Genomic DNA, 24,888 nt, shown 5'->3' on the forward strand with positions numbered 1-24,888 from the left:
CCGGTGGAACGTGTTCCTCCGGTCCTGGGGGAGCGCGGGCGTGGCAGGGGGCGTGGAGCCGTCCGGCGATCACCCTCCTGCGCTGGTCCGGCGCGGACTACCATCACCCCATGACCCGTGTACTGCTCGCCGAGGACGACGCGTCCATCTCGGAGCCGCTGGCCCGCGCACTGCGCCGCGAGGGCTACGAGGTCGAAGTGCGCGAGGACGGTCCCACCGCCCTCGACGCCGGGCTGCAGGGCAGCGTGGACCTGGTCGTGCTCGACCTGGGCCTGCCCGGCATGGACGGCCTGGAGGTCGCCCGCCGGCTCCGCGCCGAGGGCCACACGGTGCCGATCCTCATCCTCACCGCCCGCGCCGACGAGGTGGACACCGTCGTCGGGCTCGACGCCGGCGCCGACGACTACGTGACCAAGCCGTTCCGCCTCGCCGAACTGCTCGCCCGCGTCCGGGCCCTGCTCCGGCGCGGCGCCACCGAACCGGCCCAGCCGCCCGCCACCCACGGCGTCCGCATCGACGTCGAGTCGCACCGCGCCTGGATGGGCGAGGAGGAACTCCAGCTCACCGCCAAGGAGTTCGACCTCCTGCGCGTCCTCGTCCGCGACGCGGGCCGCGTCGTCACCCGCGACCAGCTGATGCGCGAGGTCTGGGACACGACGTGGTGGTCCTCCACCAAGACCCTCGACATGCACATCTCCTGGCTCCGCAAGAAGCTCGGCGACGACGCGGCCAATCCGCGGTACATCGCTACGGTGCGGGGGGTCGGGTTCCGCTTCGAGAAGAGCTGAGCCTGGCCGGGGGCCTCCACCACTCCGCGTCCCCGGCCGCACCAGCCTGTCCCCGGGGACGACCTGCCCGGCGGCCGGTCCGCCCGCGACCTGCCCGGAGGCCGGTCCGCCTGCGGCCTGCCTGTGGCCGGTGCTCCTGCCGTCTGCCTGTGGCCGGTGTCTCCGGGCTCGCCCCGGCGCCACCGCCCTGCGGGCTGACCGCGCCCCGCCTCTGCTGGTGGGCCTGCTTGCGCTCGGCAACCCCACCGCCCGCCCGCTCCGCGGCCGGGCGTCTCCCACCCGCCCGCCCGTTGCTGTCGGCCCCGGCTTGCTGCTGGGGCCGCTGCCCGTGCGTGCTGGCCGCGCCCGCTGGGGCTGCTGGCTTGCTTGGGCTCGGCAGCCCCGCCGCCGGTCTGTTGCGCGGTCGGGCGTCTGCTGCCTGCCTGTTGCTGTCGGCCCCGGCTTGCTGCTGGGGCTGCTGCCTGTGCGTGCTGCCTGCCCCCTCCCGGGGCTTGGGCTCGGCAACCCCACCGTTCGCCTGCCCGTTGCTGTCGGCCCCGGCTCGCCGTCGGGGGCGCTGCCGTGCGTGCTGGCCGCGCCCCCGCCTCTGCTGGTGGGCCCGCTTACGGTCGGCGAGCCCGCCGCCGGTCCGCTGCGCGGCCGGGCGTCTCCCACCCGTCCGCCTGCCCGTTGCTGTCGGCCCCGGCCCGCCCCGGCGCCACCGCCCTGCAGGCTGGCCGCCCCGGCTCGCCGGTGGACCTGCTTGCGCTCGGCAACCCCACCGCTCGCCCGCTGCGCGGCCGGGCGTCTCCCACCCGGCCGCCCACTTCTGTCGGCCCCGGCCCTCCGCCGAACCCACCGACTCCCTCCGCCGAACCCGACCGCCCCCCTCGCCGAATCGCCTCCCTCCGGGGAATCGCCCCCCTTCGCCGAACCACCTCGCCCCCGGCCGAACCACCTCACCCCCCGGCCGAACCGCCCCCCCTCGCCGAACCACCGCCCCCGCCCAACCGAGTCCCTCCCCCCCGCCCAACTGCCCCCCCGCCGAACCGACTCTCCCCCCCCGCCGAACCGCCCCCCCCGCCCCGAGTGACCCGGCGCCCACAGCTCCGAGCCCGGTGGTGCCGCGGCGGTGCGTCGGGTTCGGCAGGGCGGGTGGGTGGGTGGGAGAGAGCCGCCGCGGAGCGGTGGCGGGGCGGTTGCCGGGGGGTGGGCCTCCGGCCTGCGGTGCTCTGGGGCGGGGCGTGGGTGCCCGAGCGGTGGGTGCGGGCCGGGGTGCGTCCGGCCAGGCCCGCCGCCGGCGGTGAGGCGGGTTCGACGGTGTGGGTGGGCGGGTGGGAGCAACCCGCCGCGGAGCGGCGGAGGCGGTTGCCGCAGGGGCGCGATGGCCCAGCGGACCCCAGGTGAGGGGCACACTGGGGTGGTCCGTCCCCTGCCCGGCCGGAGGGCCCCGTGCGTCGTCGCCTCATCAACTCGACCCTCGCCGTAGTACTCGTGGTGATCGCCGTCTTCGGCGTCTCCCTGGTGATCGTCGAGACCCGCACGATCAGCAACAGCGCCCAGGAGCGGGTCGACTCGGAGGCCCTGCGCCTCGCGGGCATCGTGGACAGCAGGCTGCTGAGCGACGAGCGCGTCAGCGGAGAGGTGCTGCGCAAGCAGGTCGACACCGACCGCTACGCCCGTATCGAGATCCCGGGCCGCGCCGCCATCGAGGTCGGCACCCGCCCCACGGGCGACGTGATCCGCGCCACTCGGAGCGGCGAGGAGGGCGAGGAGGTCACGGTCGAGGAGCCCCGTACGGCCGTCACCCAGGAGGTCGGCCGCACCCTGCTCATCATCGGCGGCGTGGCCCTCCTCGCCATCGTCGCCGCGGTCCTGCTCGCGGTACGCCAGGCCAACCGCCTGACCTCCCCCCTCACCGACCTCGCCGAGACCGCCGAACGCCTCGGCTCCGGCGACCCCCGCCCCCGCCACCGCCGCTACGGCGTCCCGGAGCTCGACCGCGTCGCCGACGTCCTGGACGGCAGCGCCGAACGCATCGCCCGCATGCTCACCGCGGAGCGGCGCCTCGCCGCCGACGCCTCCCACCAGCTCCGCACCCCCCTGACCGCCCTCTCCATGCGCCTGGAGGAGATCACCCTCACCGACGACCTGGACACGGTGAAGGAGGAGGCCACCGTCGCGCTCACGCAGGTCGAGCGCCTCACGGACGTCGTCGAGCGGCTGCTCACCAACTCCCGCGACCCCAGCACGGGCTCCGCCGTCACCTTCGACCTGGACGAGGTGATCAAGCAGCAGCTGGAGGAGTGGCGCCCCGCCTACCGCAGCGCGGGCCGCGCCATCGTCAGCTCCGGCAAGCGCCATCTGCACGCGGTCGGCACCCCGGGCGCGGTCGCCCAGGTCCTTGCCGCGCTGATCGAGAACTCGCTGATGCACGGCGGCGGCACCGTCGCCCTGCGCACCCGCGTGACCGGCAACCAGGCCGTCGTGGAGGTCACGGACAGCGGCCCCGGCGTGCCCGCCGACCTCGGCGCGCGGATCTTCGAGCGCGCCATCAGCGGTCGCAATTCGACAGGAATCGGCCTCGCGGTGGCCCGGGATCTGGCCGAAGCGGACGGGGGCCGCCTGGAGATGCTCCAGGGCAAGCCGCCGGTGTTCGGGCTCTTCCTGTCCCGTACGCCGGCGTACCGGGACGGCAAGGACGGCAGCGACGGCAGAGACGGCAAGAATCATGCGGAGTCGGATGCTCCGGAGGGCACGGTGCGCTGAGCCGAGCCCACGCGCCGGCCCCGGAGCCCCATTCGCTCCGCCCCGCGCGAGCGGCCCTCAGCCCCGCCCCCGAGCCCCCGAAGCCGTACTCGTACGCCCCTCCTCGCCCCCCGGCGCCCGCTTCCCTTCCTCCAGGTCCTCCAGGTCCTCCAGGAACGATTCCGCATGCGCGACGGCCTCGCGGGCGGGGAGGGTCCGGAACACCCAGGTGCGGTACGACCAGAAGCGGAACAGCGTCGCTATGCCCATGCCGACGAACTTGAAGACGTTGGACTGGAGCCTGCTGTCCCAGTCGAAGCCGTACGTCGCCACGTACAGGACGCCGTTCTCGATGACCAGGCCGACCGCGCTGAACAGCAGGAAGAGCGTCAGCTCCTTGGTGCGGCCGCTCTTGTCGCGGTCACGGTAGGTGAAGTACCGGAACCCCACGTAGTTGAAGGCGATGGCGACGACGGTGGCGATGACGCTCGCGCGCACCACCTGGAGGTCCGTGAGGTGCCGCACCAGGTTGAACACGGCGAAGTTGACCAGCGTTCCGACCGCCCCCACGGCCCCGAACTTGGCCACTTCACGTGCGAGTCGGTCGAACCGCACCCTCAGTGCGCCGCGCTCCGTCATGGTTGGTCGCCCCAGCCCCCGTCGATTACGTGTGGTCCGTCGACGGGATCGATGTCGAGCGGGTGGTGTGCGTGCGCATCGCCGGTCTGTTTCCCCAGTCGATCCGTCGTTCTCCCGGCCGATCCGTCATTTCGTTCGCGTCAACCCAGCCATGCTAACCAGCGGCCTGTGTCGGCGCTCGTGGACGGCGTCACTCCGTGGCACCCCTGTGACGCCCGCGCACGGAATCGGGCCGCTCCCGGATGGCCGATACCCTGTGGGTGTGACGTTCCCGGTAGTCGGCATGGTCGGCGGGGGGCAGCTCGCTCGTATGACACACGAGGCGGGCATCCCGCTCGGCATCAGGTTCAAGCTCCTCAGTGACACTCCGCAGGATTCCGCGGCGCAGGTCGTCAGCGACGTCGTCATCGGCGACTATCGCGACCTCGACACGCTGCGTAACTTCGCGCGGGGCTGCGACGTGATCACCTTCGATCACGAACACGTACCCACCGAGCACCTACGGGCCCTGGAGGCGGACGGCATCCCCGTGCGCCCGGGGCCCGACGCGTTGGTGCACGCCCAGGACAAGGGGGTGATGCGCGCGAAGCTGGACGAGCTGGGGGTGCCCTGCCCCCGCCACCGCATCGTGAAGGACCCGGCGGACGTCGTGGCCTTCGCGGCCGAGGGGGCCACGGAGGGTGACGGCTTCCCCGTCGTCCTCAAGACCGTGCGCGGCGGGTACGACGGCAAGGGCGTGTGGGTCGTGCGCTCGCCCGAACAGGCCGAGGAGCCGTTCCGCGCGGGCGTCCCGGTGCTCGCCGAGGAGATGGTCGGCTTCGTACGGGAGCTGGCGGCGAACGTCGTCCGCTCGCCGCACGGGCAGGCCGTGGCGTACCCGGTCGTGGAGTCCCGCCAGGTCGACGGCGTGTGCGACACGGTGATCGCCCCCGCGCCCGACCTGAGCGAGGAGCTCGCCGGGCAGGCCCAGGAGCTGGCGCTGCGCGTGGCCAAGGAGCTGGACGTCGTCGGGCACCTCGCGGTCGAGCTGTTCGAGACCCCCGACGGCCGCGTCCTGGTCAACGAACTCGCGATGCGACCGCACAATTCCGGCCACTGGAGCCAGGACGGCGCGGTCACCTCCCAGTTCGCCAACCACGTCCGCGCGGTCCTCGACCTGCCGCTCGGCGACCCCCGCCCGCGCGCGAAGTGGACGGTCATGGCGAACGTCCTCGGCGGCGACTACCCCGACATGTACGCCGCGTACCTGCACTGCATGGCGCGCGACCCGCAGCTGAAGATCCACATGTACGGCAAGGACGTGAAGCCCGGCCGCAAGGTCGGTCACGTCAACACCTACGGCGACGACCTTGACGACGTGCTGGAGCGCGCACGTCACGCGGCCGACTACCTCAGAGGGACCATCACCGAATGACTTCTCCCGTTGCCCCCGTTGTCGGCATCGTCATGGGCTCCGACTCCGACTGGCCCGTGATGGAGGCCGCCGCGAAGGCCCTCGACGAGTTCGAGATCCCCTACGAGGTCGACGTCGTCTCCGCGCACCGCATGCCGCGCGAGATGGTCGCGTACGGCGAGCAGGCCGCGGACCGCGGTCTGAAGGCGATCATCGCGGGCGCGGGCGGCGCCGCCCATCTGCCCGGCATGCTCGCCTCGGTCACGCCGCTGCCGGTCATCGGTGTCCCGGTGCCGCTGAAGTACCTGGACGGGATGGACTCCCTCCTGTCCATCGTGCAGATGCCCGCGGGCGTGCCCGTCGCCACGGTCTCGGTGGGTGGGGCCCGCAACGCCGGCCTGCTCGCGGCCCGGATGCTCGCCGCGCACGACGAGGAACTCCTCGGCCGGATGCGGGAGTTCCAGCAGGAGCTGAACGACCAGGCGACGGAGAAGGGCAAGCGCCTTCGCGCCAAGGTCGAGGGCGCGGGTTCCGGATTCGGCTTCGGCTCGGGAAAGTGAGCGCATGACCACGCTGCCCGAATCCCTGGCCGAAGCCCGTTCCCTGCTCGCGGAGTTCCCCGTCGTCGACGGTCACAACGACCTGCCATGGGCGCTGCGCGAGAAGGCCGGGTACGACATCGACCGCCTCGACATCGCCGCCGACCAGACGGGCCGCCTGCACACGGACATCGGGCGGCTGCGGGCGGGCGGCGTCGGCGCGCAGTTCTGGTCGGTGTACGTCCGCACGGGCATGGCGGGCGACTCGGCGGTCAGCGCGACGCTCGAACAGATCGACTGCGTACGGCAGTTGCTCGCCCGCTACCCCGCGGACCTGCGCGCCGCGCTCACCGCCGCCGACATGGAGGCGGCCCGGCGCGAGGGCCGCATCGCCTCCCTGATGGGCGCCGAGGGCGGCCACTCCATCAACAACTCCCTGGCCACGCTGCGGGCGCTGCACACGCTCGGCGTGCGCTACATGACGCTCACGCACAACGACAACATCGCCTGGGCGGACTCGGCGACGGACGAGCCGGGCGTCGGCGGGCTCTCCCCGTTCGGCCACGAGGTGGTCCGGGAGATGAACCGCGTCGGGATGCTCGTGGACCTCTCCCACGTCGCGGCGACGACGATGCGGGCGGCCCTGGACACCTCGGTCGCGCCGGTGGTCTTCTCGCACTCCTCCGCCCGCGCGGTGTGCGACCACCCGCGCAACATCCCGGACGACGTCCTGGAGCGGCTGCCCGCGAACGGCGGCGTGGCGATGGCGACCTTCGTGCCGAAGTTCGTGCTCCAGGCGGCGGTCGACTGGACCCTCGCCGCCGACGACAACATGCGCGCCCACGGCTTCCACCACCTCGACACCACCCCCGAGGCGATGAAGGTGCACGCGGCCTTCGAGGAGTCGACCCCGCGCCCGATCGCCACCGCCGCCACGGTCGCCGACCACCTCGACCACATGCGCGAGGTCGCGGGCATCGACCACATCGGCATCGGCGGCGACTACGACGGCACGGCCTTCACCCCGTCCGGCCTCGACGACGTCGCGGGCTACCCGAACCTGATCGCGGAACTCCTCGACCGCGGCTGGTCCAAGCCCGACCTCGCCAAGCTGACCTGGCAGAACGCGGTGCGGGTGCTCGGCGCGGCGGAGGACGTGGCCCGCGACGAGCAGTCGCGGCGCGGTCCGTCGATCGCGACGCTAGAGCAGCTGGACGGCTGAGGGCCGGCCGGCTCACACCAGCTCAACAGGACTGCGGGGCGCGGCTGTTCGGGCCGCGCCCCGTTTTCACGCCTAGTTCTGGACTGGTCGATCTAAATGAGTTGGCGTTCTCGCGTCGAAGGCGGGCCCCATCGCTCGCCAAGTAATGAACTGATCAGTCTAAAACTGGCGACGGGTACCGCCGCACCCCTGGGGGAGAACGACATGACCGACGCACCGCTGACCGACCGCGACCTTGCCGCCTTCCTGGAGGGCGAATTCACCAGCGCGCACGCCGACGTGAACGGCACCCGGCTGCACTACGTCACCGGCGGCAGCGGCGAACCGCTCGTGCTGCTCGGCGGCTGGCCGCAGACCTGGTGGCAGTTCCACAAGATCATGCCGGAGCTGGCCCGCCACTACCGCGTGATCGCCGTGGACCTGCGGGGGATGGGCGGCTCGGCGAAGCCGCCGTCCGGCTACGACAAGAAGACGATGGCACGCGACATCCACGAACTCATCCGCCGCCTCGGCCACGACAGCGCGCACCTCGTCGGGCACGACATCGGCGCGATGGTCGCGTACGCCGTCGCCGCCAATCACCCCGAGACCACCCGCAAGGTGGCCCTCCTCGACGTGGCCCACCCCGACCAGAACTTCCTCAGGATCCCCATGCTCCCCACGGCCGAGCCCGGCACCGACTGGGAGACCGGCCCCGGCTACTACCTCTGGTGGTTCGCCTTCAACCAGGTCAAGGGCCTCCCGGAGCAGCTGCTCGACGGCCGCATCGGCGTCTTCAACGACTGGCTGTTCGGCTACATGCTCAAGGACCAGTCGTCGATCGACGCGCGCTCCCGTGCCGTGTACGCGGCGGCGTACTCCACACCGGACGCCCTCCGCGCGGGCAACGCCTGGTACCAGGCCTTCCGCCAGGACATCGCCGACTTCGCGACGCACGAGCCGGTGCGCGCCCCCCTCCTCGGTCTCGCCGGCGAGGCCAACCTCGACTACCTGCGCGAGAGCCTCACCCGGCACGGCACGGACGCGGTGGTGCGCGCGGTCCCGGACGCGGGCCACTACCTGCCGGAGGAGCAGCCGGAACTGGTCACCAAGGAACTGATGGAGTTCTTCGCCTGACCCCGCCCGGACACACGCGTCGCCCTCTCCCCGGCGCGGGGAGAGGGCGACGTCTCGTGCGGTGGGGCGACCGACGGAACTACGGCAGTTCCGTGCCATCACGATCCGCTGTACCTGGTTCGTGCCCTCATAAATCTGCGTGCTTTACAGCCAACATGGCTCTGACCTGCGGAGACACCCTCTCTGTGGGGTGCTTCCCCAGCATTTCCCCATGATCGCGAAGCCGACCCCCTTGGAGTCTTTCTCGACCTCCGCTGATCATGTGCTGGCCACATGACTACCCTGTCTCCCTAGGGCTCACGGTCACCTGCTTGACGACCTTCGGTGCCTTGGGAGCCTGCCGCCTCGGACCTGTTTATGCCAACACGCGCATAGTCCCGTCTGTGCATAGACGGGTGTGCCCGCGCCTCCGTACGGTCAGTGCACCACTCACAGACCCTGGGGGTTGTGTCATGGCACGTGAGGAACTGACCAGGCTCACCGGCGTGGACGAGAACGGCAATGGTGGACCCTGCGGACAGGGCGACTGCCCCAACGTCTACCGCACTGCATCGGGCTCGTTCGTCGTACAGGGCGGCGTATCGGACGCCTTTCAACCCCCGGCAGGCGAAGGGCTCGTCGAGATCCCTGAGAGTGTGCTGAGGGAGGCTTTCCGTGCTCTTGGATGGTGATGTGTGGGCGGCCAAGTTCCGAGACTTCCAGACGGAAGCCTGGAGGCTTGAGACCTTGCCGCAGTACCTCGTACCGCAGGAGGCCGAGGAGTTCGCGGCGTTCAAGGATGGAGCGCGGTTCCCCGGCCCGTACGAGGACTCGTGGATTCAGATGGTCCGTACCCTCGATGTGGGGCGCGTGCACATCGTCTCCCGCCCGCTGAGTGACTATCTGCGGTTTGAGTTCGAGCGCTACTACCAGCACCAGGCGCCAGCAGGGGAAGACATCCGAATTCTCGACATCACGGAGCGGGAAAACCCTCTGCCCGATGTCCAGGACTTCTGGATGTTCGATCACTCCACCATCGTGCTCATGCACTACCGCTCGGACGGCAAGCAGATCAGCCGGGAACTCTACGAGGGTGATCCTGCGCCCTTCATCGAATACCAGCGGATCGCCAAGGCTGAGTCCGTGCCATTCCTGGAGTACGTGAAGGAGTGACGTTCGAGCCAGAGCAGCTAGGGCAGTCAGCACACGAGCTGGCTGCCCTGCTGAAGAACCTCCGCAAGACGGCAAAGCTGCCAGGGGAGCGGCTGGCCAAGCGCTGCAACATGTCTCAGTCCAAGATCAGCAGGATTGAGAACGGCAAAGTACGCCCGTCCCTCGTGGACGTGGAGCAGATTCTCAGGGCATTGGATGCGCCGTCCGCATTGGTAGCGGAAGTCATGGCGCTCGCCCGGATCGCCAACACGGAATGGCAGGACTCCAGGAACCTTCGCAGGAAGGGCCTGGACAAGAAGCAGCAAGAGCTAGCGGGCCTGGAGAAGTCTTCAAGGGACTTCCGCTACTTCCTTCTCTCAATGATCACTGGACTCCTGTCCACTCCGGAGTACATCCGAGCCAGCCTCGCCCACATCGCTGGTGACCACAGCAAGACTGTGGCCCGCAAGCTGGAGCGTCAGGAAGCCCTGTACGACAAGTCGAAGCGGTTCACGTTCATCCTCACCGAGCAGGCCGTCAGGTCCCCCTTTGTCTCCCGTGAGGCCATGGCTGTGCAGATCGACCGGCTAGCTTCCCTCACTCACCTGCCGAATGTGCGGCTCGGCGTGCTCCCTATTGAGACCAGCCTGCCTGGCAACCCGCTCAACACCTTCACGGTGTACGACGAGCGGATAGCGACGGCCGAACTGTCGGCCGGAGTAATGGTGTTCCGTGACCCCAGGGACGTTCGTAGCTACCTCGATGAGTTCATATCCTATGAGGAACTGGCCCTGTTCGATGAGGCGGCGAGGTCAAAGCTGGGGGAGTGGGCTGCTGCGTACCGCGCATGAGCCATTCATGATCTTTAGTCCAAGGCGCGCATATCGCTAGAGCCTCGGTCTGAACGGTCCGAGGATGTCTCCATGCCGACCGAACCGAAGAAGGGCACACAGAAGGCCCCGCAGGGTTGGCGGATGGACCCGATCCCAAGCCGTCCGGCGTACCGGGATGTTGATGGGAACATTCGTATTCCTGTGTGGTTGACGAAGAACGGTCGGCACATGGCAGACACGGAAATGGTCCTGCTTCCGTCCGAGGCCGCCCTATTGGCCGACAACCTGACCAACGCCATGACGGACAACTCCAGGTCGGTCCTGCACGAGTTGCTTCGGGAGTCCGCGACGGCTCTTGCCCCTGGCGTTGTGCTCGTGTCGAAGGCGGGGCAGTACCAGTTCTGAGCCTGCCCCTGTCACTGACCTCACAGGAAGGCACACCCATGCCCGGAACCGACCTGTACAGCCTGCCCATCGACGGAGCCACGTTCCTCAAGGCGTGCGGGGGCAACACGCATCCGGACGGCGAGTCCTGCGCCACGCTGGCGAAGATCGGCCCCGACGTGTGGGCACTGGGTGACGACAAGCGCCCCGACATGACCCCGCTGCGCTTCACCACCGCCGAACTGACTGCGGCTGGTATCGACCCGGCCCGCTTCACCGTCTCGGCCTGACGGCCGTTCCTGGTGTCCTCCGGCCCCGGCTCGATCCCCCGAGAGACGGGGCCGGTTGGGCACTTCTCCCCTTCTTCCTGCACTGAACGGGACGACAGTTGCACCACCACGGCTACCTGTGGACCGGCTCCAAGCAACGATTCGACGACGAGGCGCTGAGACGGCCCCCGCACCTTGATCCACCCCCGGCAGACGGCAAGCCGGAACTGATCCAGCGGCACAGGGAAGTGAAGGCGGAGTTCCCCGTAGTGGACCTCCCACCGCTCGAAACGGCGTACTGGCTGATCAAGCCGGAGAAGCTGATCCGGGGCACCTGGGAGGAGCCGAAGGAAGCGGCCCAATGGCTCGGGGAACGGCTTGCCGAGTACGCGCCCCGGTTCGTCTCCGAGTCGGACCGCGACAGTACGCGGCTGGCACTACTGGTCAACTCCGCTGCCGAACGCCTCGGTTGGGGCGGGGACGTGTCCCACGGCTTCTACCTCGAACGGCCCTCGTTCCTGTCTGTTGCCCTGGTGACGTGCTCTCCGAATCGCGCCATGCCGGACCTTCTCTGCCCGACGACCGAACACCTGACGAGGGGGAGCAGGCAACGATGACCCGCTCAATCTTGCGGTACACGAAGCACCGGATCACGCAGCATCCAGACACAGAGGTGACGTTCGAGGCCAAGTGTCTGACGTGCGGCTGGGAGGCTGAGCCTTCGTCGGATGGTGCGATCGTGGACGTGGAGTGGATGAGCCACACCGGCCGGACCCAGCACAACCGGTTCCGGCGCCTGTGGACATCGGTCGCCCTGGTGGAACGGGCCGAGTGGAGCCGAAGCAACGAAGCCAAGGAGATCAGCGAGCTTAGGAGCAAGGCCCGACGGAAGTCGCCTGACAGAGCCCAGGCGAACGGCCCCCGGCATGGCGCCGAGGGCCGTTGCTTTTGTGCATGGTGAGAGTGGGTTTCCCGCCCGGCGTCAGCCCAGGATTTCCCCAGCAAGACGCCCAAGGTCGACCGAAAAGGGCCGAACGGACCGGAAGTCAATCACCGCTCGCGAGCCATCGAAAATGGCCGCTGACCTGCGAAAACCCAGTTACGGCAGGTTCCTCGCCATGACGATGCGCTGAACCTGGTTCGTGCCCTCATAAATCTGCGTGATCTTCGCGTCGCGCATCATGCGCTCCACCGGGTAGTCCCGGGTGTAGCCGTAGCCGCCGAGGAGCTGGACGGCGTCCGTGGTGGCCTCCATGGCGATGTCGGAGGCGAAGCACTTGGCGGCGGCGCCGAGGTAGGTGAGGTCGGCGTCGCCGCGCTCGGAGGCCGCGGCGGCCTGGTAGGTCAGGGCGCGGGCCGCGGAGATCTTCATGGCCATGTCCGCGAGCATGAACTGCACGCCCTGGAAGTCGCCGATCGGCTTGCCGAACTGCTTGCGCTCCTGGACGTAGCCCTTGGCGTAGTCGAGGGCGCCCTGCGCGATGCCGAGGGCCTGGGCCGCGATGGTGATGCGGGTGTGGTCCAGGGTCTTCATGGCGGTGGCGAAACCGGTGCCCTCCTCGCCGATCATGCGGTCGGCGGGGATGCGGACGTTGTCGAGGTAGACCTCGCGGGTGGGGGAGCCCTTGATGCCGAGCTTCTTCTCCGGGGCGCCGAAGGACACGCCCTCGTCGCCCTTCTCGACGACGAAGGCCGAGATGCCCTTGGAGCGCTTCTCGGGGTCGGTCACGGCCATCACCGTGTAGTACTCGGACACGCCCGCGTTGGTGATCCAGCGCTTCACGCCGTTCAGGACGTAGAAGTCGCCGTCGCGCACCGCGCGGGTCTTCATGCCCGCCGCGTCCGAGCCGGCGTCCGGCTCGGAGAGGCAGTACGAGAACATGGCGTCGCCCTTGGCCAGCGGCGTCATGTACTTCTTCTTCAGTTCCTCGGAGCCGGAGAGGATCACGGGCAGCGAGCCGAGCTTGTTCACGGCCGGGATGAGGGAGGACGAGGCGCAGACGCGCGCCACCTCCTCGATCACGATGACCGTGGCGAGGGCGTCGGCGCCCGCGCCGCCGTAGCTCTCCGGTACGTGCACGGCGTGCAGGTCGGAGGAGACCAGGGCGTCGAGGGCCTCCTGCGGGAAGCGGGCCTCCTCGTCCACCGCGGCGGCGAACGGAGCGATCTTCGCCTCCGCGAGGGAGCGGATCGCGTCGCGGAGCATGTCGTGCTCCTCGGACGGGCGGTACAGGTCGAAATCAGCCGATCCGGCCAAGGTATCTCACGCTCCAAGCACGCTGAGGACGCTAATTACCGTTAAGTAACCCAAATTTTAGGGGTCCGCTCACGCCAGGGATACGTGAGCTTGACGACAGCGGAAGATGTGCCCGGTGAGAGCCCCTGTTACGCCAGGACTATGCTCGGGCACCGCGCAGCCGTCGTACCCGATCCACTGGAGCACCGCATGGCCCTCAAGATCACCGTGATCGGCACCGGCTACCTCGGCGCCACCCACGCCGCGGCCATGGCCGAGCTCGGCTTCGAGGTCATCGGGCTCGACGTGGTGCCCGAGAAGATCGAGACGCTGCGCCGGGGCGAGGTCCCGATGTACGAGCCGGGCCTCGACGAGCTGCTGCGCAAGCACGTCGCGGGCATCGAGGGCTCCACCGGGCGGCTGCGCTTCACGATGGACTGGGCCGAGGCCGCCGACTTCGGCGACGTGCACTTCGTGTGCGTGAACACCCCGCAGAAGCACGGCGAGTACGCCTGCGACATGAGCTACGTCGACGCCGCCATGGACTCGCTGGCCAAGCACCTCACCAAGCCCGCCCTGGTCGTCGGCAAGTCCACCGTGCCGGTGGGCAGCGCCGAGCGCATCGCCGCCCGGCTCGCCGAGCTGGCGCCCGCGGGCGGCGAGGTCGAGCTGGCCTGGAACCCCGAGTTCCTGCGCGAGGGCTTGGCGGTCAACGACACGCTGCACCCGGACCGGATCGTCGTCGGCGTCCGCAGCGAGCGCGCCGAGAAGATCCTGCGCGAGGTGTACGCGACGCCGGTCGCCGAGGGGTCCCCCTTCATCGTCACCGACTTCCCCACCGCCGAGCTGGTCAAGACCTCGGCGAACTCCTTCCTGGCCACGAAGATCTCCTTCATCAACGCCATGGCCGAGGTCTGCGAGGCCGCCGGCGGCGACGTGGTGAAGCTCGCCGAGGCCCTCGGCCACGACGACCGCATCGGAAGGAAGTTCCTGCGCGCCGGGATCGGCTTCGGCGGCGGCTGCCTGCCCAAGGACATCCGCGCCTTCATGGCCCGCGCCGGTGAGCTGGGTGCCGACCAGGCCCTGACCTTTCTGCGCGAGGTCGACTCGATCAACATGCGGCGCCGCGGCCACATGGTGGAGCTGGCCCGCGAGGCCGTCGGCGGCGGGTCCTTCCTCGGCAAGCGGGTCGCCGTCCTCGGCGCCGCCTTCAAGCCCGACTCGGACGACGTGCGCGACTCGCCCGCCCTGAACGTGGCCGGCCAGATCCACCTCCAGGGCGGCCAGGTCACCGTGTACGACCCCAAGGGCATGGCCAACGCCCGCCGCCTCTTCCCGACCCTCGGGTACGCCGACACCGCCGAGGACGCCGTGCGCGGCGCCGACGTCGTCCTGCACCTCACCGAGTGGCAGGAGTTCCGCGACCTCGACCCGGAGGCCCTGGGCGCGGTGGCCGGCCGCCGGGTCCTCCTGGACGGCCGCAACGCGCTCGACCCGGAGCGGTGGCGCGCGGCGGGGTGGACGTACCGGGCGATGGGCCGGCCGGCCGCCTAGGGCTGTCCGGCGGGCCGGTGCGCGCAGGCCTCAGGCCTTGTCGGCGGTCCCGGAGCCGCCCGGCGCCCGGCGCGCCCGGTACGCGCGCATCTTCGCCCGCGCCCCGCACACCCCCATGTCGCACCAGCGGCCCCGGCCCCCGGGGCTGCGGTCGTAGTACGCCCACCGGCAGCTCGTCGCCTCGCACCCCTTGAGGCGGGACCAGGTGCCCGCCACGACGGCCTCCGCGACGGCCGCGGCCACCCGGGACACCAGCGGCCCGGGGTCGGCGGGGGCGAGCGACGCGGCGCCGTCGGAGCCGTCCACGCGCACCAACAGGGGTGCCGCGGCGAGGAGTTCGCCGAGGGGGCGTACCTCCTGGTGCGGCGGGTGCCCGGCGTGGGCGAGGCAGACGGCCCGCAGGGACTCGCGCAGTTCCCGCGCGCCGTCCACGTCCGCCGCGGCGAGGCCGAACCGGGCCCGCCCCGCCTCGGTGTCGAGCTCGTCGGTGCCCGCCTCGATGTCCAGCGTGTTCACCAGGTCCTGGATCAGCGCGAGGCCCCCTGGTGCGGGCGCTCTGTCGTTCATGGTTGCGACGTTACCCGTATGGGGCCACTATGGGGTAACCAGAGTGGTTACCAGAGAACGTGATTTGCCGGTAACGGAGATTCCCGACCGAGGAGAGCTCATGACCACCCCTGTCGTCCGCCTTCGCGCTGTCGTCCTCGACTGTCCCGACCCGCACGCCCTCGCCGAGTTCTACGCCGGGCTCATCGGCGGCACGATCCACGAGGACGGCGACGGCGAGTGGGCCGAACTGCTCGCCCCCGGCCGCGTACGCATCGCCTTCCAGCGCTCCGAGGGCCACACCCCGCCCGCCTGGCCCCGCTCCGACACCAACGGCCAGCAGTTCCACCTGGACTTCGACGGGGGCTCGACCTGGGCCGAGATCGACGCGGCCCAGGAACGCGCCTTCGCCCTCGGGGCCCGCCCGCTCGACCTGGACGACGGCGGCGGCAAGCGGGACTGGCGCGTGTACGCGGACCCGGCGGGGCACCCGTTCTGCTTCTGCCTGGTCCCCGAGTCGGACCGGGTCTGACCGAGTCCGACCGGGCCGACGGGAGCAGGGCGGGCGACTCCCGGTCGCCCGCCCGACGGAAGCCGCCCTCGGCCCGCGCGCCCGCTCTCAGCCCGCGCGCCCGCTCTCAGCCGTCGAGCCGCCCGATCGTCGCCGTCGACGCCCCCCGCCGCTCCCGCGCCGCCCGCGCCGTGAAGTCCGCGCCGCGCAGCACACGCTGGGCGTTGCCCCAGGTGAGCGCCATGACATCGGCCTCGGCCCAGCCCCGCAGGAACAGCTCGGCGACCAGTCGCGGGTAGCGCGAGGCGTCGGCCAGCTCCCCGGAATGCCCGGACCTGGTGTCGTACATCCCGGAGATCCCGACGCACTCGGTCCCCGCCACCCGGCGCACGTGCTCCAGGTGGTCGGCCACGTCCCCGAGCGTCGGTCCCGTCCGGTCGGCCGTGAGCGGCACCAGGCACAGGCCCTTCGCCGCGCCCACCGCGGCGAGCAGCTCGTCGCTGAGGTTCGCGGGGTGCTCGCGCAGCGCCCGGGCCCCGGAGCGGGTCCACAGCGACGGCGCCTTGGAGACGGCGAGGACCCGGCGCGCGGTCGCCTCGGACGCCCCGGAGAGGTCCGCGAGGACGCCGAGCCGGTTCATCTCCCGCACCACCTCCTCGCCGAACGCGCTCAGCCCGTCCGCGCCCGCCCAGGAGGTCCCGGCGAGGGTGAGGGAGCTGAGGCCCAGCATGTGCAGCGAGCGCAGGGCGCCGAGCGAGTCGCCGATGGCGCGGGCGCTCGCCGGGCCGATCAGGGTGGCGATGCGGCCGCAGTTGTGGGCGTCGGTGGTCTCGGAGGCGTCGCGGGCCACCCGCAGCCCGCCCGCGTACCGGGCGACCACGTGCTTGACCAGGTCGAGCTGTTCGAGGGCCGAGCTGACCGCGCGGTCGCCCTCGGGCTCCGCGTCCGGCATCTGGAGCGACCAGAACTGCATGCCGACCCGGCCCGCCCGCAGCCTCGGCAGGTCGGTCTGGAGCCCGCCGTCGCCCAACTCCAGGTCGTACCAGGGATATTCGCGCAGCACCCCGGGCAGGCCGCTGTAGCCGTCGGCGACGGGGTGCGCGGCGAGCAGGGCCTCGGCCCGCTCCAGGGCGTCCCGCAGCTGCGGCTCCAGGGGCTCCGGCGGGGTCTCGGGCGTGCGGCCGTCGTCGGTGGGGGCGGGCACGGGGCGCACGTCGGGGGTGGGCGCGGCGCGCTCGTCGTCCGCCCCGGCCTCGGCGGGGGAGTCGAGTTCGTCCTGGAGGTCCGCCATGGCAGGGCTCCGCTCGGTGGTGGCGCTTGTGGGTGGTGGTCGGTCCACCGTGACACGGGGCCCGCGCGGCTTCGCGGCGGACGAGGCGTTCGGGGTACAGCCGTGCCCGTACCCCGAGAAGTCCGCGCTCCGGGAGTCCAGGACACCTGCTGTCCTGGACTCCCGGAGTCGCGGACCCGGAACTCTGATGACCCGGACACGCCGACGGCCCCGGTGCCGCGTCGTCACGCGGTGCCGGGGCCGTCCTCAGCGGTGGGCCGGGCGGGTCGGCTAGTTGCCGGACACCGTCACCTTCTCGTCGTTGTTGAGCTGCGACACCAACTGCTTGACCTTGGCCTTGTCCCAGACGACGTTGCCGCCCGCGAACCCCGAGATCGGCATGTTCATCGACTTGCCGTCGCCGCCGGTGACGCCCTTCATGGCCCAGAACATGGAGGCCACGTCCATCAGGTCCATGTCCTTGTCGACGATCAGGGTGTCCAGGCCCGCGCCCATCGTCGGGTACAGCTTGAACGGGTTCATGACCGTGCCGGGCGTCGCCGCCTGGTTGGCGAGGGCGGCGAGGAACTTCTGCTGGTTCTTGGTGCGGTCCAGGTCGCTGCCCGGCAGGGCGTAGCGGGTGCGGACGAAGGCCAGGGCCTCCTCGCCGTTCAGGGTCTGCTTGCCCGCCTCGAAGTCGGCGCCGGACTTCTTGTCCTTGAAGCCCTTGGGGATGTTCATCTCCACGCCGCCGACCGCGTCCACGATCTTGGCGAAGCCGCCGAAGCCGATCTCCGCGTAGTGGTCGATGCGCAGGCCGGTGTTGGCCTCGACGGTGCGCACGAGCAGCTCGGGGCCGTCCTCGGCGTACGCGGCGTTGAGCTTGGTCTGGCGGCCCGTGCCCGGGTAGAGCTTGCCGGACTCGGCGCCCTTGAAGGAGGGGATCGTGACGTTCGAGTCGCGCGGCAGCGAGATCATCGTGTTCCCGCCGTCGTCCGCGACGTGCAGGATCATCATCGAGTCGGTGCGCTTGCCCTCGGCGGAGCCGGTGTGGAGCTTCTTCTTCTCCTCGTCGGACATCCCGGCGCGGCTGTCCGAGCCCACGATCAGGTAGTTCGTGCCCTTGCCGCCTTCGGGCCGCTCGATGACCTTCGACAGGTCGACCTCGCGCTTGAGCTTGGAGTCCGCCCAGAAGTACGTGCTCACGGAGACCACGATCAGCAGCGCGAGGAACGTCACCAGGCCCCAGGTGATGCGCTTCTTCCAGTTGACCGGCGGCTTGGGCGCGCGCGGCGGGGCGGGCGGGCCGCCGGGGCCGCCGGGACCCTGCGGGCCGCCGGGGCGGCGCTGCGGCGAGCCGTACACCTGGCCGGTGTTGTAGCCGCTGTCGTAGCCGTCCTGGCCGTGGCCGTGGCCGTGGTCGCCCGGTCCGCCGGGACGGGCGTGCGGGTCCTGGCCGCGCTGGTCGCGGTACAGGTCGTCGTAGACGTTGTCGTCATACGATGGCTGGCGCGCCTGGCGAGGCTGGCGCGGGACCGAGCCGGGCTGGCCGGGAGCCGAGGGGCCGCCGCGCTGGACGTGGCGCATCACACGGGCGCCCTCGGGCTGTGCGCCGTCGCTGCCGTACCCGTGGCGGTCACCGTTGCTGTTCCGCGCGTCTGGCCAATCGCTCATGTGGCTTAGTGTGCAGTGCCGCACCCCACGCCTCACAGGGAGGGCGTTGTTTCGGGTCAGGGCTGTTGCAGAGCTGATGCAATGTGCCGCATGCCACTGCGCGGCCGCTGCGGGGGTGCGCGATCGTTTTCGGCCGGTGGATGGCGCGTACCGGGCGTTTACGCTTGTTCCATGACTGATCACGCCCCGATAGGGGCCGGAGACGACCTTTCCGGCAAGCCGACCTCGGCCTCGCGCACCACGCTGAGCCACATCATGACCGCGGGTGACACGAACCTCCTCGGGACGGTGCACGGCGGCGTGATCATGAAACTGGTGGACGACGCGGCGGGCGCCGTCGCCGGGCGCCACTCCGGCGGACCCGCGGTCACCGCCTCCATGGACGAGATGGCGTTCCTGTCGCCGGTCCGCGTCGGCGATCTGGTGCATGTGCACGCGCAGGTGAACTGGACGGGGCGCACGTCCATGGAGATCGGCGTCCGCGTGATGGCCGAGCGCTGGAACGAGTCCACCCCCGCGCAGCAGGTCGGCTCCGCCTACCTCGTCTTCGCGGCCGTCGACGCCGACGGCAAGCCGCGCACGGTGCCCCCGGTCCTGCCGGACTCCGAGCGCAACGAGCGCCGATTCAAGGAGGCTCAAATTCGCCGTACGCACCGACTGGCGCGCCGCCGCGCCATCAAGGAGCTGCGCGCCCAGGAGCCCGACGCGAGCTGAGCGCGGCGGGGCGCGGCGGGGCGCGGCGGGCCTCAGCGGGTCTGGTGGCCCCAGGAGCCCCGTCCTACGCTTGAGGCATGGCGGACGTGCAGCGGCACCCGAACATCGACACGGCGATTCGCTATCACCAGGCCGTCGCCCGCGGCGCACTCGGCGAGGAGCTCGCCGGCTTCTTCCACGACGAGGCCGTGCACCGCGAGTACCCCAACGCCTTCCTGCCGGACGGCGCCGTGCGCGACCTGACCGCCGTCCTGAAGGCGGGCGAGCAGGGCGCCAACCTGCTCAGCCGGCAGTCCTTCGACGTGCTCAACGCCGTCGCGGCGGGGGACCAGGTCGCGCTCGAAGTGACCTGGACCGGAGTCCTTGCCGTGCCGCTGGGCGATCTGCCCGCCGGGCAGGTGCTGCGCGCCCACATCGCGACGTTCCTGACGTTCCGCGACGGCAGGATCGTCGAGCAGCACAACTACGACTGCTACGAACGCACCGATGCCGTACGGGAGGACGACCCGCCGGAGGGACCCTAGGGTCCGTCCCGGTCACGGACACACCACCTGGTCCCCGGTCAGCGCCCCGTACTCGCCCTGGTACGCGTCCTCCGCCCGCACCGGACGCACGTCCTTGAAGTCGCTGCCCGCGATGACCTTCAGCATCGGGCCCTGCCCCCTCGCCACCCGCAACTCGCAGCCGGGCAGCGCCGCGGCCAGGGACTTCGCCGAGCGGTCCCAGCGCGGGTCATAGGCGACCACGGTGCGCGTCACGGGCTCCGCGCCGGGCGGCGGCAGCGCGCTCCCCGGCGCCCGGGTGGTGCGGAACCCGGTGGTCCGCAGCGCCGCGTCGACCCGCTTGCCGAGGCCAGGGGTGCTCGTGCCGTTGTCCACCTGCACCCGGATCTGCTGCGGCGACACCGGCACGAGCGCGGCCTTCCGCTTGGCCTGGTGCGGGGCGAGCGGCTTGTCCTCGCGCAGCGCCTTGAACAGCTTCCCGGCCTTCACCGGGTCCCACTTCAGGGTCGAGCCGATGCCCGGCACCTTGAAGCCCATCCTGCCGATCGGCACCGTCGTGAACTCCGACGACGACGGCGAGAAGTTCCGCATCGCCCGGCCGAGCGTGAGCATCTCGGTCGTCCCGAAGCCCTTGTCGGCCCGCACCGACTCCAGGAGCGTCTTGGTGACGTCGTTGAACTTCACCGGGTTGAGCAGCACGCCGCTGCTGGTCGCCTTCGCGATGAGCGCCGCGAGGAAGCGCTGCTGGCGCTGCATCCGGCCGAGGTCGGACGCCCCGTCGACGTACCGGGAACGGACGTACTGCAGGGCCTCGCCGCCGTTCAGCTCGTGCGTGCCGACGGGCAGGTCCAGGCCGGTGTGGGAGTCCTTCAGGGGGCGGGTGGTGCAGATCTCGACGCCGCCGAGGACGTCCACGGTCTTCATGAAGCTGGTGAAGTCGACCTCCAGGTAGTGGTCGATCTTCACCTTCGTCATGTGCTCGACCGTGCGCACGGTCAGGTTCGGGCCGCCCTCCGCGTAGGCGGCGTTCAGCTTCACGGGGTGCGCCCGGTGGTGCTTGCGGGAGTTCTGGTCGACGTGCTCGGGCATCTCGGCGTACGAGTCCCGGGGCAGGCTGACCACGCTCGCCCGGTCCCGGTCCTCCGAGATGTGCACGATCATGACCGTGTCCGTGCAGTGGCAGGGCGCGCCGCCGAGGCGGTACTTCCTGCGCTCCTCACTCGTGATCTTGTCGCGGCCGTCGGTGCCCACGAGCAGCACGTTCATGCCGTTGCCCGCCTCGGGCCTGTTCTTCATGTCCTTGAAGGCGTCGACGCGGCTGATGCCGGTCTCCAGGCCCGAGACGACCGAGTGCCCGATCCCGGCGGCCGCCAGTACCCCGACGGACAGGGTGGTCGCGACCCGCATGGCCCAACGGGGCCGACGCACCCGCCGGCCCGCCCGTGGGCCCCCCTTCGGGACCGGTCGCGGTGGCCGCGGGCGGTGCGGTGGGGTGGCGGGGGAGCGGGGCGGTGTGGGCACTGCGGGGCACCTCCGCGGTCGTGGTCCTGGGCGGGGGACGCCAGAACCGTAGGCCCATACGATCTGCGGACCGGGGTAGCGACCCGGACGGCGCGCGCCGGTGTCCCCCGTTCGCGGTAACGTGACGCCCGATGCTCCACTTTCCCGGGGGCGACCCTCGGACTCCCGGCCGAGCGATGCTGTGTCTCCCGGGGGGCGACCCCCGGACCCCCGGCCGAGCGACGAAAAGGAACCCGCGCAGTTGAAGTCCGACGTGCATCCCCCCGCTGTCTCTGTGATCATGCCGGTCCTCAACGAGGAGCGGCACCTGCGTGAAGCCGTGCACGCGATCCTCCAGCAGGAGTACGCGGGCGAGATGGAGGTCGTGGTCGCGCTCGGCCCCTCCACCGACCGCACCGACGAGATCGCCGCGGAGCTGGTCAAGGAGGACCCGCGGGTGCACACCGTCCCGAACCCCACGGGACGTACGCCCGCCGCCCTGAACGCCGCGATCAAGGCCTCGCGCCACCCGATCGTGGTACGTGTCGACGGCCACGCCGCGCTCTCGCCGGGCTACATCACGACCGCCGTGCGCCTCCTGGAGGAGACCGGCGCGATGAACGTCGGCGGCATCATGCACGCCCAGGGCACCAACGCCTGGGAGCAGGCCGTGGCCGCCGCCATGACCTCGAAGATCGGCGTGGGCAACGCCGCCTTCCACACCGGCGGTGAAGCCCAGCAGGCCGAGACGGTCTACCTGGGCGTCTTCCGGCGCGAGGCCCTGGAGCAACAGGGCGGCTACAACGTCGAGTTCATCCGGGCCCAGGACTGGGAGCTGAACTTCCGGATCAGGGAGGCCGGGGGGCTCATCTGGTTCTCGCCGGAGCTGAAGGTCTCCTACCGCCCGCGCCCGAGCGTGAAGGCCCTCGCCAAGCAGTACAAGGACTACGGCCGCTGGCGGCACGTCGTCGCCCGCTACCACCAGGGCTCCATCAACCTGCGCTACCTGGCGCCGCCGGTCGCCGTCTGCGCCATCGCGGCGGGCCTCGTCGTGGGCGCGGCCCTCACGCCCTGGGGATTCGTCGTGCCCGGCGGCTATCTCGCCGCCATCGTCGCGGGCTCCGTCCCGGCGGGCAAGGGACTGCCCCTGAAGGCGCGGCTGCAGATCCCCGTGGCGCTCGCGACCATGCACATGTCGTGGGGCTGGGGCTTCCTCACCAGCCCGCGCTCGCTCGCCAAGCGGGTCATCGCCTCGCGCCGCCCGGCGGTCCTCGGGGAGACCCAGGAGGCCTGAGCCCCGGCGTGGGCAGCCCCGAGGCCCAGGAGGCCGGAGCGCCCCGGCCCCAGCAGCCCCGCCCCAGGCCCAGGAGGCCCGACGGAGCCCCCTGGCCCCCCGTTCCGGGGGAGCCGGGGGGCTCTTCGGCTACCAGGTGAAGTTCGGGTCCACCTTCATGCAGGCCTTCTTGTCGGAGCCGCTCAGGGCGTCCGCCGACTCCGGGGTCGAGTCGTCCTGCTTCGCGGCCTTCTTCGGCTTGTCGCCCTCGCGCCAGTCGGCGCCGACGACCAGCGTGACGCCGGAGACGTCCGTCGACTTCTTCACCGAACTCAGCGGCATGCCGAGGGACTTGGCGACCCGCTGGGCATCGCCCTCCAGGTCCACGCTCGGATACCGGATGACCGTCCTGTCCTCGCTCACCGACGCCGACGTGTCCGGCGCCGCCTTCGCGAAGCCGAGACCGGCCAGCTCCTGCGCGACGGCGCTCGCCCGGCCGCGCACGGCGAGCTCCGTGGCCGTGCGCGTGCCGTTCTGGACCTGCAGCGCGATCTCCCCGTCCGGCGCCGCCGGGTCGTCCGACAGCTTCTCCTTGGCCGGCTTGCGCTTGCCCTTGCCGTCGAGGGCGATGTCGTCCCGTACCAGCCGGAAGAGCTGCTCGGCGTCGCCGGGCTTCGGGACCACCCGGGAGCCGGCGTACTCGAACGGCATGGTCGTCATCGTCGTGCGCTCCGGCGAGACCTTCTTCAGCTCGTTGCCGAGGCCGATGAGCTTCAGGGGGGAGCCGATGCCCGGGTCGACCTTCAACGCCCTCGTCGCGTTCTCGGCGAGCTTGCGCAGCCGGTTGGGGCTGGTCAGCCCGGTGTTCTCGCGGAGCGTGCGGACCAGCGAGTTCATGTACATGTGCTGGGCCTTGGCGCGGGATATGTCGGTGCCGCCCTCGAAGCCGTAGCGGGTGCGCAGCCACTGCAGGGCCTGCTCGCCCTTGATGTTCGTGGTGCCCTTCTCCAGCTTCAGGCCCGAGCCCTTGCCGTCGCTGGTGCGCGAGTGGATGTTCTTGTCCACGCAGACGGGTACACCGCCGATCGCGTCGGCCATCGACACCACACCCGCGAAGTCGACCATCATGAAGTGGTTGATGTGGATGTTGGTCAGCTTCTCCCAGGTGGCGACCGTGCAGCCGGGGCCGCCGCGACCCAGCGACTCGTTCGTCATCGTGCGCGGGCCGCTCTCCGGGTACACCTTGCCGTCGTCCGGGTCGGTGCACTTGGGGATGGTCAGGAGGGTGTCGCGCGGCATGCTGATGACGGACATGTTGCTGCGGTCCGCCGACAGGTGCAGGAGCATCTGCACATCGGCGAGGGGCGGGCCGCCGAAGGTCTCCTTGGCACCGCCGAGCTTCTGGTTCTCCTTGGAGTCCCGGGCGTCGGAGCCGATCAGGAGGATGTTCAGGGGCGTCTGACCCGCGGAGTTGGGCGTGGGCTCGGGGGCCCTGTGGTCGCCCAGATTCAGGTCGTCCGTCTCCAGGTTGCTGTTCAGGTGCTGGTAGTAGAGGTAACCGGCGCCGGCCGTGCCGAGTATCAGGACCGAAAGGACGATCGCCGACCAGCGCAGGACGCGGCGCTTGCGCCGGCGTCTCGGCTTGCCGCCGTCCCCGTCGCCACCGCCCCGCGTGCCCTTGCCGGGCGGGCCCGACGTACCGCCTTTGGTGCGTCCGCCTTTGGCGCGTCCGCTTGTGCCCCCGGCGCTTTTGCCCCCGGCGCTTTTGGTGCCCGCGCCCGCAGCGGCCGTGCCGCGGCCGGTCCGTGCTGCCTCGGCCCCCGCCGCACGGGAACCCGCCTCCGCGGTGGTGTCGCGTAGGCCGGATTCCTTCGCCGTGCCCGAGTCCGTGCCGGGCGATGTGTTCCGCGTCCCCGTCCCGCCGGACGCTCCCTCCCTGCGGACACTGTGCTGCCCCATCCCTGTCCCTCCCCGCCCTGTTTCACAAGTGCGGCCGCCCCACGGCGACTTGCGGCGCGGTGCCGCCGCCACACCCGGCGGCGGTCGCCGGCCCGCCGCCAGGTGTG

The 24,888-nt window shown here is 70.9% G+C and carries 25 protein-coding genes; 18 read left to right on the forward strand and 7 right to left on the reverse strand.

Features of this window, described 5'->3' with window-relative positions:
• The first annotated feature begins 110 nt into the window (after window positions 1-110).
• Window positions 111-788, forward strand: a complete 678-nt coding sequence (locus QUY26_RS23870) for a response regulator transcription factor (protein WP_016644465.1) — start codon at window positions 111-113, stop codon at window positions 786-788.
• Between the two features lie 1,431 nt (window positions 789-2,219).
• Window positions 2,220-3,536, forward strand: a complete 1,317-nt coding sequence (locus QUY26_RS23875) for an ATP-binding protein (RefSeq protein WP_289949987.1) — start codon at window positions 2,220-2,222, stop codon at window positions 3,534-3,536.
• A 57-nt stretch (window positions 3,537-3,593) separates the two neighbouring features.
• Here QUY26_RS23875 and QUY26_RS23880 read toward each other — a convergent pair whose 3' ends face one another.
• Window positions 3,594-4,154, reverse strand: a complete 561-nt coding sequence (locus QUY26_RS23880; protein ID WP_289949989.1) for a GtrA family protein — start codon at window positions 4,152-4,154, stop codon at window positions 3,594-3,596.
• 262 nt (window positions 4,155-4,416) lie between these two features.
• On the opposite strand from QUY26_RS23880, the gene QUY26_RS23885 reads away from it, so the two are divergent.
• The 11 genes from QUY26_RS23885 to QUY26_RS41200 all read left to right on the forward strand — a co-directional run bounded on the left by QUY26_RS23885 (window position 4,417) and on the right by QUY26_RS41200 (window position 12,002).
• Window positions 4,417-5,568 (forward strand): 5-(carboxyamino)imidazole ribonucleotide synthase, encoded by a 1,152-nt coding sequence (locus QUY26_RS23885; RefSeq protein WP_289949990.1) that lies wholly within the window; start codon window positions 4,417-4,419, stop codon window positions 5,566-5,568.
• Window positions 5,565-6,107, forward strand: a complete 543-nt coding sequence (purE, locus tag QUY26_RS23890) for a 5-(carboxyamino)imidazole ribonucleotide mutase (RefSeq protein ID WP_289949992.1) — start codon at window positions 5,565-5,567, stop codon at window positions 6,105-6,107. Before QUY26_RS23885 ends, purE begins: the two co-directional genes overlap by 4 nt.
• A 4-nt stretch (window positions 6,108-6,111) precedes the next feature.
• Window positions 6,112-7,308, forward strand: coding sequence for a dipeptidase (locus tag QUY26_RS23895; RefSeq protein ID WP_289949993.1), 1,197 nt, complete (start codon window positions 6,112-6,114; stop codon window positions 7,306-7,308).
• 204 nt (window positions 7,309-7,512) lie between these two features.
• Window positions 7,513-8,424: an alpha/beta fold hydrolase gene (locus QUY26_RS23900; protein ID WP_289949995.1), complete on the forward strand. Its 912-nt coding sequence runs from the start codon at window positions 7,513-7,515 to the stop codon at window positions 8,422-8,424.
• Between the two features lie 452 nt (window positions 8,425-8,876).
• Window positions 8,877-9,095 (forward strand): hypothetical protein, encoded by a 219-nt coding sequence (locus tag QUY26_RS23905; protein WP_289949997.1) that lies wholly within the window; start codon window positions 8,877-8,879, stop codon window positions 9,093-9,095.
• Complete coding sequence (locus tag QUY26_RS23910; protein WP_289950000.1) at window positions 9,079-9,576, forward strand: DUF6879 family protein; 498 nt, start codon at window positions 9,079-9,081, stop codon at window positions 9,574-9,576. The genes QUY26_RS23905 and QUY26_RS23910 overlap by 17 nt, the downstream gene beginning before the upstream one ends.
• Complete coding sequence (locus QUY26_RS23915) at window positions 9,573-10,406, forward strand: helix-turn-helix domain-containing protein (RefSeq protein WP_289950001.1); 834 nt, start codon at window positions 9,573-9,575, stop codon at window positions 10,404-10,406. The genes QUY26_RS23910 and QUY26_RS23915 overlap by 4 nt, the downstream gene beginning before the upstream one ends.
• Window positions 10,407-10,616: 210 nt before the next feature.
• On the forward strand, window positions 10,617-10,793 hold the full coding sequence (locus QUY26_RS23920; RefSeq protein WP_289950003.1) for a hypothetical protein: 177 nt from the start codon (window positions 10,617-10,619) through the stop codon (window positions 10,791-10,793).
• A gap of 38 nt (window positions 10,794-10,831) precedes the next feature.
• Entirely contained in the window at window positions 10,832-11,062 is a 231-nt protein-coding gene (locus QUY26_RS23925) for a DUF397 domain-containing protein (RefSeq protein WP_289950005.1), read from the forward strand.
• Window positions 11,063-11,160: 98 nt separating this feature from the next.
• Window positions 11,161-11,658 carry a hypothetical protein gene (locus tag QUY26_RS23930; protein WP_289950007.1) on the forward strand — a complete coding sequence of 166 codons (498 nt, stop codon included), beginning with the start codon at window positions 11,161-11,163 and terminating at the stop codon, window positions 11,656-11,658.
• Window positions 11,655-12,002: a DUF7848 domain-containing protein gene (locus QUY26_RS41200; protein WP_436840390.1), complete on the forward strand. Its 348-nt coding sequence runs from the start codon at window positions 11,655-11,657 to the stop codon at window positions 12,000-12,002. Before QUY26_RS23930 ends, QUY26_RS41200 begins: the two co-directional genes overlap by 4 nt.
• A gap of 138 nt (window positions 12,003-12,140) precedes the next feature.
• Here QUY26_RS41200 and QUY26_RS23935 read toward each other — a convergent pair whose 3' ends face one another.
• Window positions 12,141-13,298: an acyl-CoA dehydrogenase family protein gene (locus QUY26_RS23935; RefSeq protein WP_289950010.1), complete on the reverse strand. Its 1,158-nt coding sequence runs from the start codon at window positions 13,296-13,298 to the stop codon at window positions 12,141-12,143.
• A gap of 189 nt (window positions 13,299-13,487) precedes the next feature.
• On the opposite strand from QUY26_RS23935, the gene QUY26_RS23940 reads away from it, so the two are divergent.
• Complete coding sequence (locus QUY26_RS23940) at window positions 13,488-14,831, forward strand: UDP-glucose dehydrogenase family protein (protein ID WP_289950011.1); 1,344 nt, start codon at window positions 13,488-13,490, stop codon at window positions 14,829-14,831.
• A 30-nt stretch (window positions 14,832-14,861) separates the two neighbouring features.
• Here QUY26_RS23940 and QUY26_RS23945 read toward each other — a convergent pair whose 3' ends face one another.
• Entirely contained in the window at window positions 14,862-15,398 is a 537-nt protein-coding gene (locus QUY26_RS23945; protein WP_289950012.1) for a CGNR zinc finger domain-containing protein, read from the reverse strand.
• Window positions 15,399-15,498: 100 nt separating this feature from the next.
• Between QUY26_RS23945 and QUY26_RS23950 the strand changes: the two genes are divergently transcribed.
• Window positions 15,499-15,909, forward strand: coding sequence for a VOC family protein (locus QUY26_RS23950; protein ID WP_289950014.1), 411 nt, complete (start codon window positions 15,499-15,501; stop codon window positions 15,907-15,909).
• Between the two features lie 106 nt (window positions 15,910-16,015).
• On the opposite strand, the gene QUY26_RS23955 is transcribed toward QUY26_RS23950, so the two are convergent.
• Both QUY26_RS23955 and QUY26_RS23960 read right to left on the reverse strand, forming a co-directional pair.
• Window positions 16,016-17,179, reverse strand: coding sequence for a dipeptidase (locus QUY26_RS23955; protein ID WP_289950016.1), 1,164 nt, complete (start codon window positions 17,177-17,179; stop codon window positions 16,016-16,018).
• A 270-nt stretch (window positions 17,180-17,449) separates the two neighbouring features.
• Complete coding sequence (locus tag QUY26_RS23960; RefSeq protein WP_289950017.1) at window positions 17,450-18,832, reverse strand: LCP family protein; 1,383 nt, start codon at window positions 18,830-18,832, stop codon at window positions 17,450-17,452.
• A gap of 171 nt (window positions 18,833-19,003) precedes the next feature.
• Here QUY26_RS23960 and QUY26_RS23965 point away from each other — a divergent pair, with 171 nt between their 5' ends.
• Both QUY26_RS23965 and QUY26_RS23970 read left to right on the forward strand, forming a co-directional pair.
• The gene (locus tag QUY26_RS23965; RefSeq protein ID WP_289950020.1) at window positions 19,004-19,546 is read left to right on the forward strand and encodes an acyl-CoA thioesterase; all 543 of its coding nucleotides are present in this window, start codon (window positions 19,004-19,006) and stop codon (window positions 19,544-19,546) included.
• Window positions 19,547-19,623: 77 nt separating this feature from the next.
• On the forward strand, window positions 19,624-20,070 hold the full coding sequence (locus QUY26_RS23970; RefSeq protein WP_289950022.1) for a nuclear transport factor 2 family protein: 447 nt from the start codon (window positions 19,624-19,626) through the stop codon (window positions 20,068-20,070).
• Window positions 20,071-20,082: 12 nt separating this feature from the next.
• Here the strand turns inward: QUY26_RS23970 and QUY26_RS23975 are convergent, their stop codons facing one another.
• On the reverse strand, window positions 20,083-21,570 hold the full coding sequence (locus QUY26_RS23975; protein WP_289950025.1) for an LCP family protein: 1,488 nt from the start codon (window positions 21,568-21,570) through the stop codon (window positions 20,083-20,085).
• Between the two features lie 241 nt (window positions 21,571-21,811).
• Between QUY26_RS23975 and QUY26_RS23980 the strand changes: the two genes are divergently transcribed.
• On the forward strand, window positions 21,812-22,843 hold the full coding sequence (locus QUY26_RS23980) for a glycosyltransferase family 2 protein (protein WP_436840391.1): 1,032 nt from the start codon (window positions 21,812-21,814) through the stop codon (window positions 22,841-22,843).
• 129 nt (window positions 22,844-22,972) lie between these two features.
• Here the strand turns inward: QUY26_RS23980 and QUY26_RS23985 are convergent, their stop codons facing one another.
• Window positions 22,973-24,781 carry an LCP family protein gene (locus QUY26_RS23985; protein ID WP_289950028.1) on the reverse strand — a complete coding sequence of 603 codons (1,809 nt, stop codon included), beginning with the start codon at window positions 24,779-24,781 and terminating at the stop codon, window positions 22,973-22,975.
• Between the last annotated feature and the right edge of the window lie 107 nt (window positions 24,782-24,888).

The sequence above is a fragment of the Streptomyces flavofungini genome, from assembly GCF_030388665.1.
Taxonomy (GTDB): Bacteria; Actinomycetota; Actinomycetes; order Streptomycetales; family Streptomycetaceae; genus Streptomyces; species Streptomyces flavofungini_A.

Excerpts from the sequence above, each read along its gene's own strand:
- QUY26_RS23870 (WP_016644465.1), top strand. The coding sequence starts at position 111 with ATGACCCGTGTACTGCTCGCCGAGGACGACGCGTCCATCTCGGAGCCG.
- QUY26_RS23880 (WP_289949989.1), bottom strand. The coding sequence starts at position 4,154 with ATGACGGAGCGCGGCGCACTGAGGGTGCGGTTCGACCGACTCGCACGT.
- purE (WP_289949992.1), top strand. The coding sequence starts at position 5,565 with ATGACTTCTCCCGTTGCCCCCGTTGTCGGCATCGTCATGGGCTCCGAC.
- QUY26_RS23895 (WP_289949993.1), top strand. The coding sequence starts at position 6,112 with ATGACCACGCTGCCCGAATCCCTGGCCGAAGCCCGTTCCCTGCTCGCG.
- QUY26_RS23900 (WP_289949995.1), top strand. The coding sequence starts at position 7,513 with ATGACCGACGCACCGCTGACCGACCGCGACCTTGCCGCCTTCCTGGAG.
- QUY26_RS23905 (WP_289949997.1), top strand. The coding sequence starts at position 8,877 with ATGGCACGTGAGGAACTGACCAGGCTCACCGGCGTGGACGAGAACGGC.
- QUY26_RS23920 (WP_289950003.1), top strand. The coding sequence starts at position 10,617 with ATGGCAGACACGGAAATGGTCCTGCTTCCGTCCGAGGCCGCCCTATTG.
- QUY26_RS23925 (WP_289950005.1), top strand. The coding sequence starts at position 10,832 with ATGCCCGGAACCGACCTGTACAGCCTGCCCATCGACGGAGCCACGTTC.
- QUY26_RS41200 (WP_436840390.1), top strand. The coding sequence starts at position 11,655 with ATGACCCGCTCAATCTTGCGGTACACGAAGCACCGGATCACGCAGCAT.
- QUY26_RS23940 (WP_289950011.1), top strand. The coding sequence starts at position 13,488 with ATGGCCCTCAAGATCACCGTGATCGGCACCGGCTACCTCGGCGCCACC.
- QUY26_RS23945 (WP_289950012.1), bottom strand. The coding sequence starts at position 15,398 with ATGAACGACAGAGCGCCCGCACCAGGGGGCCTCGCGCTGATCCAGGAC.
- QUY26_RS23950 (WP_289950014.1), top strand. The coding sequence starts at position 15,499 with ATGACCACCCCTGTCGTCCGCCTTCGCGCTGTCGTCCTCGACTGTCCC.
- QUY26_RS23955 (WP_289950016.1), bottom strand. The coding sequence starts at position 17,179 with ATGGCGGACCTCCAGGACGAACTCGACTCCCCCGCCGAGGCCGGGGCG.
- QUY26_RS23960 (WP_289950017.1), bottom strand. The coding sequence starts at position 18,832 with ATGAGCGATTGGCCAGACGCGCGGAACAGCAACGGTGACCGCCACGGG.
- QUY26_RS23965 (WP_289950020.1), top strand. The coding sequence starts at position 19,004 with ATGACTGATCACGCCCCGATAGGGGCCGGAGACGACCTTTCCGGCAAG.
- QUY26_RS23970 (WP_289950022.1), top strand. The coding sequence starts at position 19,624 with ATGGCGGACGTGCAGCGGCACCCGAACATCGACACGGCGATTCGCTAT.
- QUY26_RS23985 (WP_289950028.1), bottom strand. The coding sequence starts at position 24,781 with ATGGGGCAGCACAGTGTCCGCAGGGAGGGAGCGTCCGGCGGGACGGGG.